Below are 17,522 nucleotides of genomic sequence, written 5' to 3' on the forward strand. Positions count from 1 at the left end.
TCCACAAGCGGTGTGACCGTGAAGAACAATGATCGACTCACCGGTGGGGCAGGTATTTGAATAGCTCCGTTCTGACCATTGGTCTCCACAAAGCCCATTGTCTGGCTAATGAAAGTTGTCATGTCGATTTTGACAACGCCGGTGTTCTTATCCCTAATTACCAATCCGACCATATCAAAGACTCAAGTCAATTCCATCAATACCGTTGGAATAAGTGAATTTGATACCGCTACTATTCAGAACCGATGTATTGCCATCCTTGACTCCGCGAAGGGCGAACGAGCCTGTTGCCATATTCAACTCAATCAATGGATTTCCGTAGGCGTCTACAGCCGCGGACCTAAGGCTCATTCCGAGAATTATCTGCTCGATAAACGCCTTGCTGATGATTGCGGTATTGAAGATGGCTTGGCCGTTCTCAATTACAAACATCGGATCAACTTTTCCGCTTATCTCATTCACGACGGCGAACCGCTGAGCGAAGATCAAAAACTCCGACTGGTCCCCGTTCGCACCAAAGGCCAGGCCTGATACAACCCTCCGGCCATCGACAATTGTCTGGGCCTTCATGGTCGTCTGAGCCAGCACCTTGCCGTTGAGCTGCACCACTGTCTCGCTCACCGATTGCACTGAAGCACTCGTCTGCCCGATGCTCGACTGCAGCGTTTCCGAAACCTTGGCCTGCGCCTCGAGTTCAGACGCTCGCACCTTCTTCTCTGTGCTGATGGCTGCGGTTGACTCCCAGGCCTTAATGGCTCCCGCCAGCTCGCCTGATCCGATGTCACCGCGGACAGAAGCACGAAGCGCCTCATTGCTCGACGCCTGAGATGCGATCTTCCCGTCCAGGTTGGTGACTTGAGTGTTGAGGCTCGTGATCGACTGAGCATTGCCGGTCGCCTTCTGATCGACCGCAGACAGATCGCTCTTCAACTGGGCGACCTGCGCTGCCGACGTCTCGCGGTTGCTGGCAACCACCTGCTGCAGGACGGTCAGCGACGACTTGTTGTCGCCTACCTGGGCGCCCAGGGTCAGCAGTTGCTGGGCCATCGCGTCGTTTTCACTACCTCGGGTTTTACGCTCAACGGCAAGATCTGCCGTGGACGTCCACCCTTTGATCGCGTCAGCAAGTTCGCCGGCGCCGTCACCACCACGAGCGGCGGAGCGCAACGCCTCCACCGAGGTAGCAGTAGCCACGATCTGGCCGTCGAGCTCCTCGATCTTCGTCTCGATGATCTGCACCTGGGATGCCAGCGCGTTCGCTGTTTCCAGGATGGTTCCGATATCGGTCCAATAGTCTGCGTCGGGCGGCGCCTCTCCCACGGGCACCGGGCCTTTTGCTTGGTAGAGACGTTGATCAAGCCGGACTATATCGCCCTTAAGATAGGGCTTGGCCGGGTCGTAAGCGAGCGCATCGGTCACTTGCTGGATCAGGTCTTCCAGTTCCTGCTTGGCTTCCTCAAGGCGCTCATTTACAGAGCCTGGCCCATTACCAGAAATCAGTTCGATCTCTTCGCGCAAGCTCTGATACAGCGCCCCCTTGCCGATCTTATCGGCGTAGTACGCCTCATAATCGCTCTGCTTCGAACTGGCCTGGCCATTGACGGCGCCGGGCACCGGGAAAAACGGGCCGACGTTACCGGTTCGATCTACCAGGCGCGCCCAGAAGAACAGGCTCGCACCGGCAAGCAGGCCGTGCATCTCATGCGAGGCTTGCGGATAGCTGAGGTCGCTCAGCTTGATCGCAGTCGTCAGGTCCGCCGATTGGCTGTACCAAAGTTCCGTCCGCTGGGCGTCTTCGGCACCTGGTGGAAATCCCCACTGGATACCGATGCCATATACCAGGCTGGTCGTTGTCAGGAATGACACCGCCGGCGGCAGGCCAACCTTCCCTTGCAGGTCGGTGAGGACGGAGTTTTTCCACACCGACGAGATGTCGAACGCGCTTACCGCACGCACCCGGGCCAGATAGGCGCCCGAGTAGATGCCGGTGATGTCTACACTCGTTGAGCCCGTGCGCTGCACCTTGATCCAGTTCCCGTTGTCCTTGCGCCACTCCACGTCGTACGCGACGGCACCGGTAACGGCTGGCCATGAAATGTTCATGGTGCTGATGGCGATACCCTGGTTCACGGCATAGCTCGACGTCAGCGTGACGCTTGCCGGCGCCGGAACCACGGTGATCGGGATCACGCTGATGGGTCGCTCTTCCAAGCGCGCGCCAGTGTCGATGTGAGCGAATTTGCTCGGATCGTACTGAACTGCCGAGATCTCGAACACGCCAGGCTCCGGCCGCGCCACGCTGACCACGCGATAAAGCGGGATGGCAAGGTCGTCAGCATCCAGCGCCCACACCAGTTCGCGCTCGGGCGGAACGGAGTAGGCAACGGTAACGGTGACCTGCCGGCCGCTGACCAACTGCACGGTTCGCCCCTCGCACTTGCCGTCTGGCAGGTTGAGGATCAGCCGGTCACCGGGCTTGGCCTGAGTATCGCGGTCCAGCGTGATGACCTTGCCATTCACTGCGGAGATACGCCCACCCACGGGGCGCCCAGCCAGCAGTTCGTCCGCGATAGGAATTACGTAGCCAGGCAGCGGGATACGCCCGTCCAGGCCGACCTTGAAGGTAACGGCCCGGTCCTTGGAGTTGGTGAGCAGCGCCCACTTACCTCGGCGCTGGGCCTCGGATTCGCGGGTACAGCCGATGGCACTGATCTCCAGCGGATTGTCGCCGTAGCGGCGCTGCAGCTTCTGGTCGGTCACCGCCGTGACGTCTGTGTCGTAGTTGTTCAGTGGGTTGTCGTAGCTGATCAGCGCTCTGGTGTACCGGGTGCGCTCCGATGCGCTGGAGTAGGTGAACTTGCCATCGATGACGTTCGCCTTGGTGTAGGCGAAGTCGAAGTCGGTGGCGCGCGGCATATCCGCCAAGGTGAAAACCTGGCCTTGGGCCCAATAGGTCATACCCCGGTAAATGGTCGAGATATCGCGTAGTAGCGACCAGGCGTCAGCCTTGCTCTGCAGGTTCAGGTTGCAGATGAAGCGCGGCTCCTGGCCACCCTTCCCGTCCGGCACCAGTTGGTCGCAGTACTGCGAGATGCGATACAGCTCCCACTTGTCCACCATCCACGGCTTGATGCGACGGCCGAGGCCGAAGCGGTCTCCGGTTGTAATGTCGTAGGTCATCCAGACTGCGTTATCGGTCCAAGCCTGCTTGAATGTGCCGTCCCAAACGCCCGAGTAGGTGCGTGACACCGGGTCATAGTTGCTCGGTATCTGCATCTTTTTCAGCCTTGTCTCGACGGTCACGGCCGGGATACTGCGGAACTGCTCGGCGGAGAACTCAATGTAGAGCAGCGCGGTGTTTGGGTATCGAACCTTCGCATCGATGACCTCAGTGAAGCCTGAGATCTGCATCGTGTCGGAGATTTTGTTGTTGTTCTGGTTGATGGTCAGCCGCGTGATACGCATCAACCAACCGGTTGTTGCTTTGGGAAGATCAATGCGGCGGGTGCGCTCGTAAAGGCTGGTGGTCTTGCCGTCGACCGCTTCACTGAGCACCTGTTGGTAGGCGCCGCCGTCGGTGGCCAACTCAACTTTGTACTCAATCCGGTAACCGTTAATGTTGCCGCTGGCGTCCACAGACTGAAGTGCCGGCCAGGCGAAGCGCACGCGAACAGCAGAGAGCTGCGTGTTGTTGATAGCGCGAACCCATGGCGTCCCGCTGTGCAGCTCGGTACTGATCGTGGTCTCGTTCTCGATCGAGGGGATGCCCTGGATATAGCTCTGATCCACCGCTCCGGTGCGCCACTCCCACTTCACGTTCGGGAAGTTCATGTTTCCCTGGGGATCTTGCAGCGGGGTGTTGTCGAGAAAGATATCGCGCGCGGTAGGCGTGCCTTCGAATTCTCCTTCACCGATAGCGATTAGCATTTTGGCAATGGCGATAGAGCGCAGGCTGTCAGGGGCCTCGGTGGGCGTTTTTGGCTTCTCGGAGCCACCCTTGGCGCCGTAAATATCGAGCTTCTGTGCTGCGCCCATGCTTTTCTCCAGGCAATAAAAAACCGCCTCGGGGGCGGCTGCGGTGCTACGAATGTTGGCTACATTTGGTCTTCGGCGTAGATCGCGGCGCTGATGATTGCGCCGCCCACCCGGCGCTTGCCATAGCACAGCGGGACCGGGTTACCGGATGCGGTGGTGTTTTTGGCGCTGCCGAAGGCGTAGCCGGGTGTGTTCCCCGGCGCGGCGCTAGTTTTAAGGCCGCCAGCTTGGGGGCTGAGCATTTGGATCACGCCGCCCAGCACCATCGATCCGCCCATCATGATCAGAGCTGAGCCGAAGGGGGCGCCGGCGCCGAATGTGCCCCCGGTGATGACAAGGCCGACAACGATCAGCACAGCGCCGATGATTGTTTGCAGCGCACCGCCTCGCTTGCTGCCGGTTATGATCGGAGCAATTCGAATATCGCCGCCGCCCGCAAACCCAAGCTCCTTTTCTGCCAGATTCGTCCTTCCTCGGAATACGGCAAACTCAATCCCTCGGGATTTGGCGTTCGACAGGAAGCGTTCAAATCCGGGGATCTGCACGCACAGCGCCTTGATCGCTTCTGCGGGCGACTTCACTGCCATGCGGAAGGATCGGCCAAACTGTCGAAGTTGACCGTAAAGCAGGATCGTAGTCATGGGCTGATAATTGATGGCAAGTGCCTCCATGTGCTTTTCTCCAGGCAATAAAAAGGCCCGCCGAGCGAGCCTTTGATGAAGTGGTGCGGACTATAGGCAGCCTTGCAGCGCGGCCAATCGCTTATTCGCAATCCAGTTTCCGACCACCACGTAATACTTCGCTTCGGCCCCCGAGCCTTTAGGCTGGATGTCAACGAAGTACTGGGACCCCTCGGTGAACACGGTGTAACCAGTATCGCGACCAGGCTGAAGAGTTGCGCCAGGCGTACCGCCGAAGATCGACTGGTTCTGCCATTCGTACTGGATACATTTAGCCAGCGCGGCGTCCGTTTTTTTGGAAGTGAACACCTTGTACGGGCCGGATTGGCGAGCCTCGTTCATGGTTGGCGCCATACACCCCGCCAGCATCGCCACCGCTACAGCCGCTATCAAAATTCGCATGTCGTTCCCTCTTTGATTTGGCGGGACTGTAGCATTTCCGACGTCGAAATCTCTCAAAGTGACTTTTCCAATGCATCGTCGCTGCTGAAAACTGATGTATTAGAGGTCGTATTTTATATTGTTCGTGCACCAAGACCGCTCTCGTGATCTTCAATCAATGTTTCAATGCTTCACATTGCGCACGCAAGTCCCTATCGTTGATTGGACCGCAAGTACCGTTATTGGTTTTGGCATTACATAAATAGCGCTGATCGTGATCATCAATGCTATTACAACTGCCTCCGTTCGTTTCCGCATTGCAGGCACGACGCAAGTCCCTATCGTTGATCGAACTGCAGCTACCATGGTTGGTTCTTGCATTACATAAATAGCGCTGATCGTGATCATCAATGCTATTGCAGCTACCTCCGTTCGTTTCCGCATTGCAGGCATGACGCAGGTCCCGATTACTGATCGAACCGCAAGTACCACTGCCCTCCTTAGCTCTGCAATAAGCGCGCTGGTCCGAATCACCAATGGTGGCGCAGCCGGCAAAGGCGTAGCCGCTAATCATCAGCAGTACTACAAAAATCAATTTCATCGTTTTCTTCCTTGGTTTGCCGGAAATCCGACCGGCATCGTCGGCATCCCTGGCGAGCTGCACAGACACATGTCAAATTGACATTATCGCAAGAAAAAGTTCCCTCGCATCTTCAAGTAGTCTACCCGCTGTCCTAGCGGTCAGCGTGGATGGAATGCCAGTGGCAACCGGGTGGCGCTGCCGCGTCATGTTGATTGTTTCGCGTCTTTGTGCCTGAGGATCAGGCGCGTCCTGTCATGCCAGGGTCCGCCGTAGACGATAATTTCTGACGGCCTGCCGTATAGGTGGTGCAGCAGGAACGGACCTGGGCCGACAACGCAAGATTCCTCGCCAGGCAACGATGGATCGGCGCCAAGGTATATGCCAGCGTGGTTCGGATGGGCTGTCCGGCCGACCTGCATAACGATCATGTCGCCGCGTTGTGGCATGTCGACACGCATGAAGCCGGCGGCCTCGTAGTTCTGCTCGTAGAGGCTTGCGTTACCCGCGCTTTCCCACCAGCCATCGGTGCGCTGGAAGGCTTCGAATTCCAGACCCCACTCTCGGGCATACCAATCAGCGCAAACCTGCCAGCAGTCCCAGGCGCCGTGCACGAACGGGCGCTTGAGTAGCGGCGTGCTGCCGGTTGGCGTGATCGTGCGCACGTCGCCTTCGGGCCACGACAAAATGTGCCAGGGCAACGCCGTGGCTTCGCACATGGCCAAGTCATGCGGTGACGGCCTGCAGGTGGCGTCCGGATGCGAGTGAACGATGCCGATCACTTCGCCCAAGTCTTCCGCCGCGGCGTAGTCCTCGGGATCGAGTCTGAACTCTTCGTTCGGATCCGTGGCGATGTTCCGGCACGGGTAATACTTCTGCGCTCGCCCGACGGCCAGTAGCAGGCCGCAGCACTCGCGCGGATATTCCGCCGCCGCGTGCGCCTGGATGGACGCAATGATGTGTTTGCGCATGGTCAGCTCCGGGCTATGAGGGAAACGGCAGGGAAGCCACCGAAGGAGAGTTCGTTGTTCTCGCCGAAGCGCAATTTGCACGACGACAGACAGCCTTTGCACTGATCCTTGGCCGGGTCATCCGTGGGGTTGTCCTCGTCGTCGAACATGGCCACGCCGGTATAGCCGCAGTCCGGCCCCCGGTAACCATTGGTCATGGCCCAATGGCAGAACGTGGTCATCTGCCGCCCGGGCAGGCCGTGGTTATCGATCTCGCCCGGAGAGGACAGCTCCCAGACGACGGCCTCGCCGTCTTCACTGGTTTTCTGGTCGATGTACCAGATCTCCAGCGCCTCTTGAGTCGGGTCTGCGGTGGGGTTGCCCTCGGAGAAGTTGGCCGCATCAAGGTACTGGGCCAGAGTCTCGCGGACTGTCAGCTTGAACTTGAGCATGTCCTCGAAGGCCAGGCACAAAGCTGTAACCCGTCCATTCACGTTGCCCGCGGCGAAGGTAGGCCGAGAGGCGGTTCCGTCGCTGCTCGAAGAGATCCCCTCAATCTGCACCGGCCAGGCCGCGTACTCCTGGCCCTGCCAGATAATCGACTTGGCGGGCAGATCCTCTTCGGAACCTTCGTAGGCCAGCAATTCCTCGGGCGTGTGCGGAATGGCATGACCGTGGAAGCGCAGGTAATCGGCGCCGTATTCGGTACCGTCAATTTCGAACAGGCGAATCTCGCCGCCGGGCTCCAGTTTCTGGATGTCCGTGATCAGTGCCATGGGCAGTTATCTCAGGGATGAAAGGTTTGCTGGAAGGTCGCGGTGATGGCGTAGACCTGGCCGCCGCGGTGCACTGGCTTGTAGCCGTTGCACTTGTAGAGGCCAAGCTCACCCAGGGGCGGCTCCCAGAGGAAGCCCTTCGCCCCTTTGTGCCGGTCGAGGAAGGCCATGATGTCCTTGATACGTCCCTTCAAACCGGTGAAGGTCACCGGCCATGATTGCGACCGGTTATTGAGGCCATCCTCGACCGACTGCTCGTAGCCATCGCCAAACTGCTTGGAGCGGACGCGCTGGGTAATATCGCCCTCCGCGCCCTTTTCCGTCGCCCAGGTGAATCGTTCGATAGCCATCATCGCCCCTTAATTGCGTTGTTGATGACGCCGCCCTGGCGCATGTCCCTCGAGCGCAGTTCCTGGTACTTCTGCTCCACGAACGTCGCCAGTTCCTTGCCGAACAGGTCATAGCCAGGAGCATCAGCCGAGGACGAGGCGTTGCCCTCACCATCGATGTGCACCTCGACATTGATCTGTGTTCCGCCAGTCCCGCCGCCGCCCATGGCCATAACCCCGAGCTTGCCGCTCGATGTCCGGGTCAGCGGCATGATTGCCTCGGCACCAGCCTCACCCATCACTCCAGTCTTGCCGTTGGCCATACCAAAAGCAGTTGGCTTGCTGACAATGGAGTTAGTGAACGCCCCCCCGTCGGCAAACATTTGCACGCCGCCGGACCAGGCGCCGCCCGTTGCCTGCGGAAAGTAGGAACTGGAGTAGCCGGCTGCGGAAGCGCCCAAGTTAGAGGACGTTGCTCCTGCAGATCCCGCCGCCAGCCCGTTGCCTCCACCAGCAGCACTACCACCGAAGTAACTCGCCGCCGCACCGACCAGACTGCCCAGCAGCGCCGAGCTGGCCTGGCGGGTAGCGATACGTGCCATGTCGGCCAAGATCGACTTGGTGAAGTCGCCGAAGGACGCCTTACCAGTCAAAACGAAGTTGGTGATCGAGTCTTCCATGGACCCAAAGGCCTTGCCAAACAGGCTCTTTGTCTGGCCGGCAATATTGCGTGCCGAATCAAGGTAGTCGTCCCAGGCAGCTGTCGCACCCTTCGTCCAGTCGCCCTGGGCATTCTCCACATCCGCATAATTTTGCCGGATCTGGTCGGTGGCGGCCTTGTTCGCGTCTGCGAGCGCCTGCGACTTCCGTTTAAACTCTTCCTCAGACATGTTGCGCGACGGGTCGGACTTCTGGTTGGCAAGCTCCAGCGACTGCTGAGCAAACCTGTCTTGCTGGCTGTTCAGCTGTCCGCTCAATGCGTTCCGGCGATCGCCCTGGCCAACGCCCAATACGGCACGCTGCCCCGCAAGCTCCAACGCGCGCTGTTGCTGACCCAGCGCCTGTACATACGAACTGATCGCCCGCTCCTGTTTGGCAAGTCGACCGGTCTCATTGGTTGCAAGCACTTCAAGCTGGCTGTCAGCATCCTTCTGCGCCTTAGCCATCCCCGCGCGCGCGTCGGCGATCTTCTGGTCGAGCTGGATGCTCTGCGCAGCCGACGTTGTCTTCTTGCCCTTGGCGGCCTCCAGCGCTGCAATTTCAGCCTCGTAGGCTTCCGTCACCTGGTCCAACTCATTGCCGATCAGGGCCTGGCGCCGCAGCAGGTAATCTTCCTCGGAAAGCAGACCAGCCCTCTGTAAGGCTTCCAGTTCCTTCTGATAATTTTTGTACGTGTCGGTGATGGACGCCAGGTCGTTCTTGGCGTTGTTGAAGCTGGTCAGATCGACCTGAGTACCAGTAGCTTTCGGGTCTTTGAACTTGTCATTGATGTTAGCGATGTTTTTGTCGACCGTTGCCTGAGCCAGGCGAGGATCGTTCGGCGCTACCTTGCGGATATCGTCGAGTTGTTTTTTGTAGTCCTTGAGAGCGTCGGCGCGTTTTTGCTCATTCGTCCACGAGGACTTGGTGAGAGCGTCAACCTTTTGCATTGAGGTGATGGCGGCTTGTTGGGCCTTTGCCTGATCGCCTTCCAGCTTTGCAATTTCAGCCTGTGCCGCCTTCTGGTCCTCAAGCATATTCAAGCGGTTTTGATAGAGATCAATCATCTCCTGCTTGTTTTGGAACAGACCAACGTCGCCGGACTGCGCACTTGCCAGGTCTCGGCGGGCCTGTTCGATACCGGCGCCGATGTCCGGGCGGCCGATATTCTTGAGGCTGTCGGCGGCCCGTGCGACTGCGTTGTAACCTTTCTCCCAGAAACTGAGGTTCTCCAGGATCTTCGGCGTGCGCTCGTTGATGGCGTCGGCATAGGACTCGGTGGCCAGCTTCACGGCGCCGGCGTGATCGCGCTGCTCTTCCAGAGCGGCGATCTGAGAGAAAACCGAGGCGGTTAAGTAGTGATACTGCTCGTTCAGCGCCGCGGAAGCCTTGACCGGCTCGTCTGCCAACTTGACGAACTCGGAGACCGTATCGCCTACAGCCTTGCCGGTAGCTTCCCGCATCGATACGGCGGCCTGGGCGATGCTGGCGAAACTCTCGCCGGCGATCTTCCCTTTGCCCGCTAACATTTCTAGAACGTCGGCAGCTTCGCCGGTGGTGCCTACAGTTGCGCCTACCTGGCGCGCCATGTCACCCAACTGCCCCGCGCTCACCCCGGCATAATTGCCAGTAAGGATCAGCGACTTGTCGTAATTGCCCTGCTCTTCGCTGCCCTTGTGGTAGGCGTAGGCCAGGCCGCCGACGGCTGCGGTAGCCAGGGCCAGAGGCGCCAAGATGGCAAGCAACCCGGCAGCACCTGCACCGGCGCCTGCGCCCAACTGAGCTACCGCGCGAACTCCGCTACCCCAGTCGCCCGACGACAGCGCGTTACCAAGCTGTACGACGTTTTCCTGTGCCTGGCGGGTGCCAAGGCGAAGCTTGTCGAAACCGGTGGTGGTCTTCTCGAGCTTTCCGTAATCCTTGTCGATCTTGCTCAGGGCGCTGTTGTACTGGTCCTGGCTGATTCGCCCTTCGTCGAGATGCTTGCCCAATTGCTCGACCTGGTTGTCCAGCTTTGCCAGTGCGGCGCGGGCCGGGTCAATCGCCCCCAGCAAGCTGTTCAAGGCTTTCTGCTCATCCATCGCAGACTTGGCCAGGGCCACCTGCTGCTTATCGAGCTGAGCGGATATCTTCGCCGCTTCGGCCTCGCCATAGGCGCCGGTCTTGGTCAGCTTGGTTAGCGCTTCACGCTGCTTAGCCAGGTCCTGGGTGGTTTTGGCGCTGGTGGACAGCGACTTTTCCAGGGCCTGCATTTCGTTCATCAGCGAAACGGCGGACTGCTCGGCCCGGCCGCCAGCCTTCGCCATTTCATCCAGGCTCGTTTTCGCCTGGATTGCATCGGCCGAGTCGATCTTGACGCCGAGTTCTGCAATGTTCATCGACTCACCTTGAATAAGTGCCCGTGGTTACGGGCTGTTTTCCCTTTCCTCCGCCATAACGCGCAGGGCTTCGCCTTCCAGGACCTGAAGGTCAGGGAAGATGTCAGCGAGTTTCTTTTTCTTGATGCCGAGAAAACCGGCCACGTCGCGGATGCTGCTGTAGTCGAGGCCAATCGCGCCGCCGGCGCCTGCTCGCCACTGGGTGGACATCCGGTTGAATAGGAGGAAGGCAGACCAAAGGCACGGCCAAACCTCGAACTCTTCTTCCATGTCCTCTGCGTCCCAGCCGAAAGCCGCGATCTGCTCGGCATCCGGCGGGGACTCATACAGGGCGCGGGCGGCGCGGATCAGTTTCCCGTGCGAGCCTTGGCGAAAGCTGCCTGGTACGCATCCACGACGGCCTCGGTCGCCCCATGACACGAAGTCACCAAGGCCTTGATGCTCTCGTCATCGAACTTGTCGTCGAACTCCCAGCCTACGACCAGATCCTTGATCTGCTGCATCTGGTTTTCGGTATCCACGGCAATAATTTCCGATACCGTTGGCTTTTCACCAAAGCGCTCTTGGCCGTCCTTGCGCCGCTGATTCCACTCATCGAACAGGGCTGCCAATTCGATACGGTTTCGATACTTGAACGTGAATTCAACCTTCACTGGCTCCTGGCCAACGACGGGGATCATCACCGCGCCCAGAAACGTCGGCGCCTGGGCAATCTTGAATTTCGCCATGATTAAGCTCCGCCGCCAGCAGCAACTGGCGCGCGATACGCAGTGATTTCCGCGTTGATGGTGAACCCGAAGGAGACAGCAGCGCCTTCGTTACGCACCAGCGTCGGCGTCTTGTTGAACGATGCGTAGCCAGCGTAGTAGATCGTTTTGCCGTTGGGCAGCGACATACGCAGGATGCGGACTTCCTTCTCGCGGTCAGCCTTATCGAGCTCTTCGTACCAAGCCAGGCTGTCATCGTCAGCCAATTGGAAGGCGAAAGCCTGTGCGTTTTTGGTCGTTGGGATCTGCTTGTCGCGACGAGCCTCGAGCGGCGCATAAGTCCAGTACTGCTGCTCGCCGCCGGACATGGAGTTGCCGATCACCTGGTTGACGGCTACCCAGCCGGTAACTTTCTTGGCAGTGCCGCCGCTGATGCCGTCCGGGAAGAAAGCAACATTGGATGTGTCGATGCCCTCCAGGGTAAATGCGGCGGCGGCGGCGTTGGATACACGCACGGCGCGCTCGTTGATGTCCTCCCAGCCGGAGGTGATCAGCAGAATATCGCCATTGGCAAAACCGTTCGCCGCGCTGGTAGCGACACCCGGGTTTGCGTTGCTGATTGCGGAAATCAGCTTGGCGGCGGCGAACCCGCTGGAGATCGAAAGCGTTGCCCCGTTGGGGAAATAAACAGACACGGGTTTTCCTCTTTGCATAAATGACAAAACCCGCTCAATGGCGGGTTCAGGATTTGCCCAACGGGCGGGTTATGGCGTGGTGTCGGACCGGTAGGTAAACGAGAGCGGCACGGTATAGGTTGAGTCGCCAGTAATGCCTGGACGAACATCTACAGGCGTCATAGGCGTCACCACGAAACCGTTCTTCACGTCGCGCACATACAGCGGGAATAGCGCGATGAGTTCGGCGGCAATTGGGTTGGTCTTGGCCTTCCCGGTACCCGCCGGCGCGATGATGCTGACCTGAAACACTCCGGTATACAGCCGGTGATCACCGCCGAGCGTGTTGCTCGCGGTGTCGCCCGGGATAGTGAAAGCTCGAAGATATGTCTCCCCCTCCCCCGGCGTGTAGGCCGTGTTCTCGAAAACGATCTTGAGCTTCTCGGCCCTGCCAGCGTTCCAGGCGATCAGCTTGGCCTCGTAGATCGAGGCGATGATTGCGTGACTCATACCTGGTTGTTCCTGATGGCCTCCAGCACTATCTGCTGGAAGCGAGCCACGGTTACCCGAACCATGCCGCCGGGGGCCTGGGTGGAATGGCCGAACTCTAGCGGGATTGCATAAGGCAAGTTGTTGATGATGTAGGCCATCTGGCCGGCGGTGAAGTCGCTCATTGCGGCCACCAGTGCGGCAGTGGTTTCGGCGCCGCTCGGGTCCACCTCGTCGAAGGTGACACTCTCGACTACGCCCAGCGAGATATGCCAGTTTGCACGGAACCGGCCGCCCACATAGCCTTCAGGCGCCTTGACGTCCATACCGTCGTTGAGCTTACGGCCTTTCTTCAACCTACCGCCTTTCGTAAGGTTGGCAGGATCACTGCGCAGCGCGCTGTTGTGATCATCGACGGCCTTGTTGTACTGGGTTGCAACAGCGTTCTGCGCCCAGATCTCCGGGTTGCCCACGGGAGACATCCGGATCAGGCTGCTGCCCACCTCGATGATGATCTCGCGCACACTGGCGTCAATGGCTTCACCCGTTTGAGCGGCGAATTCGGCCAGGCTCAGGGCGAAGCTGCCGGATTTGGTCGCCATATCACTTCCTCAGTTGCGCCGTCCACGTTGCGTCAGCAGGGTCCGCAGAGACGTTCATTACCCGCAGGCCATTGACGATATCGCCGATGGCCGGGGCAGCCGGTACCGCCGTCGGAACACCGGCCTCAGACACGTACAGTTCGTTTTGCAGCACCAGCAGCTTTTTGTCGGTGGTTTGGATGAGGGAACCGTCGATTTCCTTGGATAGGTAGCTGCCAAGGACGCCGCGCCCCGTGTATGTCACGGTGGTCTCCGGCGTTTCGCCGCCCAGGTCGGGGTCATAATCTCCCGCAACCTTGCGCACGCCCGTCACCGGTTTGACCGCGTCGGCTAGACCGTCAGGATCGTCGAACGCCTCGGCCAGATCGGCCTGTATCTCCTCGCGCATGCCCATGATCAGATCCTTTTCAGCATCATCACGCCGGAGCGCGTGATCCACGGCGCAAGCAGCGCCAGGGCGAAGTTCACGCCCGCCGACTGATCGGTAGAGCCTGCCACGTAGGTCTTGCTCACGGACGTACCGGACTGAGCCGATACCGTCTTGCTCTGCACTTCCTTCTGCGTGGCCGTGTATAGCTTGCCCGCCGCCGCCTCTTTGGCAACCTGGGCGCCGGCTGTTTTGATCTCGGCCGGGACCGGATCGGGAACAGCCCGCTTAATCTTGGCTGTAAGCCAGGCGTTTGCCATGGCTACAGCAAGGACCGGATCACCGGTGCCAGCCCAGCCAGGACCCAGCGAGGCGTCAACATCGGCGACGGTGATGAAATCGGTCATGTGCTTGTCCTTATTCCGCTGGCACCAAGGCCTGCAGGTCTTCTTTCTTGGCGGACGGGTCGAAGGCAATGCCCTTCGCGGTCAACCACTCTTTCAGCTCGGGGACCTTGATTTTCAGAGGGTCGGTTTCAGGGACTTCCTGCTCCTTGCCGTCGGAAACCTTGATGCCGGCGGCCTGGTAAGCATCGAAGATATCCGGCGCATCGCCATCGACGACCACCTCAGTGGCGGAACCGATGACACCGAAGAATTCGCTCAGCAGGCGGTAGCACACACCGCGCTCTTTGCCCGGCGTGTCCGTGTAGATCACTTTCATGAGTCACCTCAAAAGCACCCCAGCGCCCATAAAGACGCCAGGTTGTGTGGGTCGAATTACGGCGTGGTGGTACCGCTGATGACAGCGGCGAATGGGACCTGCTTGCGGCTGAACACACGCTGCCAGTTCGCAGCTGCTGCGTATTGGGTGGCGGTCGGGCTGAGGTTCTGAGCCTCGGAGCCCTTCCAGCTGAAGCCAGCAGGCTGGAGGATGTAGGTCTTCCGCTCCCACAGCACTTCGGCACCGCCGCCGTTACCTCCGCCGGGCTTACGCTCGAGCTCTACCGGCACTTTCGGCGTGCCTTCTCCGTAGCCGAAAGCGCCCTGGCCGAAGAACACGGACAAGTACTTGCCCGCGCCGTACACCAGGGCGTCGTCCATGAACACTGGCTTGCCGAGGTAGGTGGCCAGGATGATCTTGCCGTCGGAGTCACGCAGATACTCGATGAGGTCCTGCTTGACCATCTGGTTCATCACCACGGAGTGCACGCCGATAGCGCCGAACTGGTCAGCCGCATCGCCGGCGGTAAACGCGGCATCCTGGAAGGCATTCGCACTGATGGTCGCGCCCGCGTCGATGACCATGTCACCGCCGTTGTTCGCAATGTTCGAGGCGATGATGCCGCGAGCCGCGCCCAGGGTGTAACGCTGCCACTGGCGGGTCCAATAGGTGCCGAAGCGGTTGCGGATCTGCTGCTGAGGCTCGCTGTTCGCAAGTTCAGCGGTCAGGTCAGTAACACCGTAGCCTTTGTTGAGGTACAGAACCCGGGCACGCATGCTGTCCTGGGTGACCTTTCCGACTTCGCCCTGGTCATTCGGGTCGTCATTGCTGATGTTCGGGGCTTCATCAGCGTTCAGATCCTGCCAGTAGCTGATCTCGGCGGTGCCCTGGCTGCCGGAGGCGATCGCGTCCAGCACAGGCGAGCGAGTCACGATGCCCGATTCGTAAACAGCGGTCTTTTCCGGGCTGTTAACCGGCGCCAGCGAGGCGTAGTAATCGCCGACAAAGATGTCGGTCAGTTGGGTGGTTGCCATGAATTAGGTTCCTTTGGTGGCCTGGATTTTCTTGAACAGATCGGGATTGTCACGGGCGATCGCAGCGCGTTCGGTTTCCGTGTACTCACCCCACTTTTTCGTGGCCTTGCCACCGTTGTCGCCGGTCTGTCCGGCACCCTGAGCCCTTGGCCACAGGTGTGTTGCTGTTTCACGCAGCGATTCCGCCCATTCGAGCGGAGACAGCGGGGTTTTCCCGTCCTTCCCGTAAACGACCTCGCCGTCACGGTCGGTGGCAATGGCCTCACCGTCTTCACTGAGTTTGAAAGTGCCCCGGGCGCGCAGGATGATGTCCTCGGCGGCCTCTGGGAGCGCGCCGGCCTTGATGGCTGCAGCGCGGATGGAGTCGGCCAGCACCTTGTCGCTGTACTTGGCAGCGAAGGCTTCGGCCTTGTCGGCACGGGTCTTCTCGGCGGCCAGCTTGGTGTCGTAGTCGGTGCGCAGGCGCTCTGTGCGGCGAGTGATGACCTCGTCCAACTTGCCCTCGGCAATCAGCTTGGTCTCTTCATCCTGGCCAACCTTGGTCAGCAAACCTTTCACTGCGGCGATGTCCAGGCCTTCGAACTGGGACTTGAAACCGTCCAGCTCGGTCTTGGTGGTACGGAGCGAGCCAAGTAGCTCGGTGTTTTTGTTCTTGAGGCCCAGGGTTGCAGCCTCGACAGCTGCAGCAATGGCGCCCTGAACTGCCGGGTCGTCAAGATCAATCTGGTTTTCGTCTGCCACTTGGTGCACCCCTTGGGTTTGTTCGGCCCGCTTTGCAGGCATAAAAAAACCCAGCGTTCGCTGGGTTTTGAAAATCTCTTGTCATGACTACTTCGGAATAAAATCCGGCTGAAGCATTCTACCAACTTCGTCGTATCCCACTTGTCGCTCTCGCAGCTTTTCCAGCTGATCCGCTTTATGTCGCTCGCTGAAATCCATAACAAGCCTATTCAGAAGATTACTACTTACAACATGAGAGATACTTTCATGAGCAAAGTGAATTGCAATCTTTAACTTGGACTTAGACAGCGAATTTAAAGCATCAAAGTAAGCATCATTAAGTTGAGCACCAACTCGCCCTTGATGGATACCTTTCGAGCTAAGTTCGCTTACAAAGGGTGCTAGGAGCCAATCAGCAAAATCTGACAGGCTTTGCTTCTCCATAGAGATGAGCTGAAGCACCTCGCCGCGCTCAAGCTTATGCGGAAAACTCAATTGTAGGTTCTTCTTCTTTTCAAGCTTCGACTTATAGGATCCTTTACCAACAATTAAATCCACATCAACAACAGTAACAGGAATCAACCCCTCAGAAACAACGCTAAGGGACCAGTCCTCAATTGCATTGTTATCAAGAACCCGAGCTTTCATTCGCTCTTTATGTCTGTTCTCGTGGGATTGCCATAGAGCAAATACCACTGCAGAAAAGGTAGCCAGGCCGGCAAACCATTGCCCAATCGTTCCAGTAACGGATACATGATTAACTAGCCCGTCAACGTTGACCACTCCAACAACCATACCCAACGTGAAGGAAATCAAGACCATTGCAAAACTACTAATCAAGCGCTCACTCATAAATCCTCCTTGTGATCTCTTGAATGATAGCCTACTGCCTGCACCTGTTGAAGTCATCGAACGACGTAAAAACCTCGCATCACCAGGTAATCGGCGAATTGCGTCCTGCTAGGCGCGTATGGCGGCGGCCGCATGCGAAAGCCTGGCGTATCTCGGTTGAACCGCGTGCGCCGGCCATTCGGCTCAGTGCAATGCGTCGGCTCCTCGATCTGGAAGCCCTGCTCGACAGCATATAACTCGACGGCCAGCCGCACCTGGCCCCATTGAAGCTCAAAGGGGACGAATGTCTCCGACAGCGTCTGGTATTCGATCTTGCAGTCACGCCGGGGCCAGGCCATTGCCTGCTCAGGATTGGCTTTGCGACCCTTCCACTGGCGACCGTTGATGTCAGCGGCAGCACGCAGCAGGAGTTCGACCTGGTCAGCCTCTTCTTCAGGTATCCGGAATCCGTAGTAGTCGCGGTAGAAGGTCAGCTTCTCCAGCGGTACGAAGCTATTCGCGTCTGGCCTGCCCTTCCCATCCTCAACAATGATCTGCATGTGGTAT

General features: G+C 58.7%; 20 protein-coding genes. All 20 read right to left on the reverse strand.

The window, feature by feature from the left end; genetic code table 11:
* Positions 1-174: 174 nt before the first annotated feature.
* Positions 175-4,035: a DUF1983 domain-containing protein gene (locus ACFZPT_RS06855; RefSeq protein ID WP_379555043.1), complete on the reverse strand. Its 3,861-nt coding sequence runs from the start codon at positions 4,033-4,035 to the stop codon at positions 175-177.
* A gap of 59 nt (positions 4,036-4,094) precedes the next feature.
* A complete protein-coding gene (locus ACFZPT_RS06860) occupies positions 4,095-4,706 on the reverse strand; it encodes a tail assembly protein (RefSeq protein WP_379555042.1) in 612 nt (203 codons plus the stop codon).
* Between the two features lie 60 nt (positions 4,707-4,766).
* Positions 4,767-5,117: a hypothetical protein gene (locus tag ACFZPT_RS06865; RefSeq protein ID WP_379555041.1), complete on the reverse strand. Its 351-nt coding sequence runs from the start codon at positions 5,115-5,117 to the stop codon at positions 4,767-4,769.
* A 154-nt stretch (positions 5,118-5,271) separates the two neighbouring features.
* The gene (locus ACFZPT_RS06870; protein ID WP_181079773.1) at positions 5,272-5,697 is read right to left on the reverse strand and encodes a hypothetical protein; all 426 of its coding nucleotides are present in this window, start codon (positions 5,695-5,697) and stop codon (positions 5,272-5,274) included.
* A gap of 185 nt (positions 5,698-5,882) precedes the next feature.
* The gene (locus ACFZPT_RS06875; protein ID WP_379555040.1) at positions 5,883-6,647 is read right to left on the reverse strand and encodes a C40 family peptidase; all 765 of its coding nucleotides are present in this window, start codon (positions 6,645-6,647) and stop codon (positions 5,883-5,885) included.
* 2 nt (positions 6,648-6,649) lie between these two features.
* The gene (locus tag ACFZPT_RS06880; RefSeq protein ID WP_379555038.1) at positions 6,650-7,402 is read right to left on the reverse strand and encodes a phage minor tail protein L; all 753 of its coding nucleotides are present in this window, start codon (positions 7,400-7,402) and stop codon (positions 6,650-6,652) included.
* An 11-nt stretch (positions 7,403-7,413) separates the two neighbouring features.
* Positions 7,414-7,752 (reverse strand): phage tail protein, encoded by a 339-nt coding sequence (locus ACFZPT_RS06885; protein ID WP_024075282.1) that lies wholly within the window; start codon positions 7,750-7,752, stop codon positions 7,414-7,416.
* Complete coding sequence (locus ACFZPT_RS06890; RefSeq protein WP_379555037.1) at positions 7,752-10,808, reverse strand: phage tail tape measure protein; 3,057 nt, start codon at positions 10,806-10,808, stop codon at positions 7,752-7,754. Before ACFZPT_RS06890 ends, ACFZPT_RS06885 begins: the two co-directional genes overlap by 1 nt.
* Positions 10,809-10,835: 27 nt before the next feature.
* Complete coding sequence (locus ACFZPT_RS06895; RefSeq protein WP_379556198.1) at positions 10,836-11,159, reverse strand: DUF1799 domain-containing protein; 324 nt, start codon at positions 11,157-11,159, stop codon at positions 10,836-10,838.
* Complete coding sequence (locus ACFZPT_RS06900) at positions 11,156-11,536, reverse strand: phage tail assembly chaperone (RefSeq protein ID WP_379555036.1); 381 nt, start codon at positions 11,534-11,536, stop codon at positions 11,156-11,158. Before ACFZPT_RS06900 ends, ACFZPT_RS06895 begins: the two co-directional genes overlap by 4 nt.
* Positions 11,537-11,538: 2 nt before the next feature.
* Complete coding sequence (locus ACFZPT_RS06905) at positions 11,539-12,210, reverse strand: phage tail protein (RefSeq protein WP_379555035.1); 672 nt, start codon at positions 12,208-12,210, stop codon at positions 11,539-11,541.
* Positions 12,211-12,279: 69 nt separating this feature from the next.
* The gene (locus ACFZPT_RS06910) at positions 12,280-12,699 is read right to left on the reverse strand and encodes a phage tail terminator-like protein (RefSeq protein WP_379555034.1); all 420 of its coding nucleotides are present in this window, start codon (positions 12,697-12,699) and stop codon (positions 12,280-12,282) included.
* Entirely contained in the window at positions 12,696-13,280 is a 585-nt protein-coding gene (locus ACFZPT_RS06915) for a hypothetical protein (RefSeq protein WP_379555033.1), read from the reverse strand. The genes ACFZPT_RS06910 and ACFZPT_RS06915 overlap by 4 nt, the downstream gene beginning before the upstream one ends.
* A 1-nt stretch (position 13,281) precedes the next feature.
* Complete coding sequence (locus ACFZPT_RS06920; RefSeq protein WP_379555032.1) at positions 13,282-13,674, reverse strand: hypothetical protein; 393 nt, start codon at positions 13,672-13,674, stop codon at positions 13,282-13,284.
* 2 nt (positions 13,675-13,676) lie between these two features.
* Entirely contained in the window at positions 13,677-14,054 is a 378-nt protein-coding gene (locus ACFZPT_RS06925; protein ID WP_379555031.1) for a hypothetical protein, read from the reverse strand.
* A 10-nt stretch (positions 14,055-14,064) separates the two neighbouring features.
* Complete coding sequence (locus ACFZPT_RS06930) at positions 14,065-14,370, reverse strand: HeH/LEM domain-containing protein (protein ID WP_379555030.1); 306 nt, start codon at positions 14,368-14,370, stop codon at positions 14,065-14,067.
* Positions 14,371-14,426: 56 nt separating this feature from the next.
* Positions 14,427-15,404 (reverse strand): major capsid protein, encoded by a 978-nt coding sequence (locus ACFZPT_RS06935; protein WP_012724055.1) that lies wholly within the window; start codon positions 15,402-15,404, stop codon positions 14,427-14,429.
* Positions 15,405-15,407: 3 nt separating this feature from the next.
* On the reverse strand, positions 15,408-16,145 hold the full coding sequence (locus ACFZPT_RS06940) for a hypothetical protein (RefSeq protein ID WP_266249222.1): 738 nt from the start codon (positions 16,143-16,145) through the stop codon (positions 15,408-15,410).
* 87 nt (positions 16,146-16,232) lie between these two features.
* A complete protein-coding gene (locus ACFZPT_RS06945) occupies positions 16,233-16,976 on the reverse strand; it encodes a hypothetical protein (protein ID WP_379555028.1) in 744 nt (247 codons plus the stop codon).
* A 53-nt stretch (positions 16,977-17,029) separates the two neighbouring features.
* Positions 17,030-17,515, reverse strand: a complete 486-nt coding sequence (locus ACFZPT_RS06950; RefSeq protein WP_379555027.1) for a DnaT-like ssDNA-binding protein — start codon at positions 17,513-17,515, stop codon at positions 17,030-17,032.
* Positions 17,516-17,522 lie beyond the last annotated feature (7 nt).

It is taken from the genome of Pseudomonas sp. MD330_10 (assembly GCF_042610415.1).
Taxonomy (GTDB): Bacteria; Pseudomonadota; Gammaproteobacteria; order Pseudomonadales; family Pseudomonadaceae; genus Aquipseudomonas; species Aquipseudomonas rhodesiae.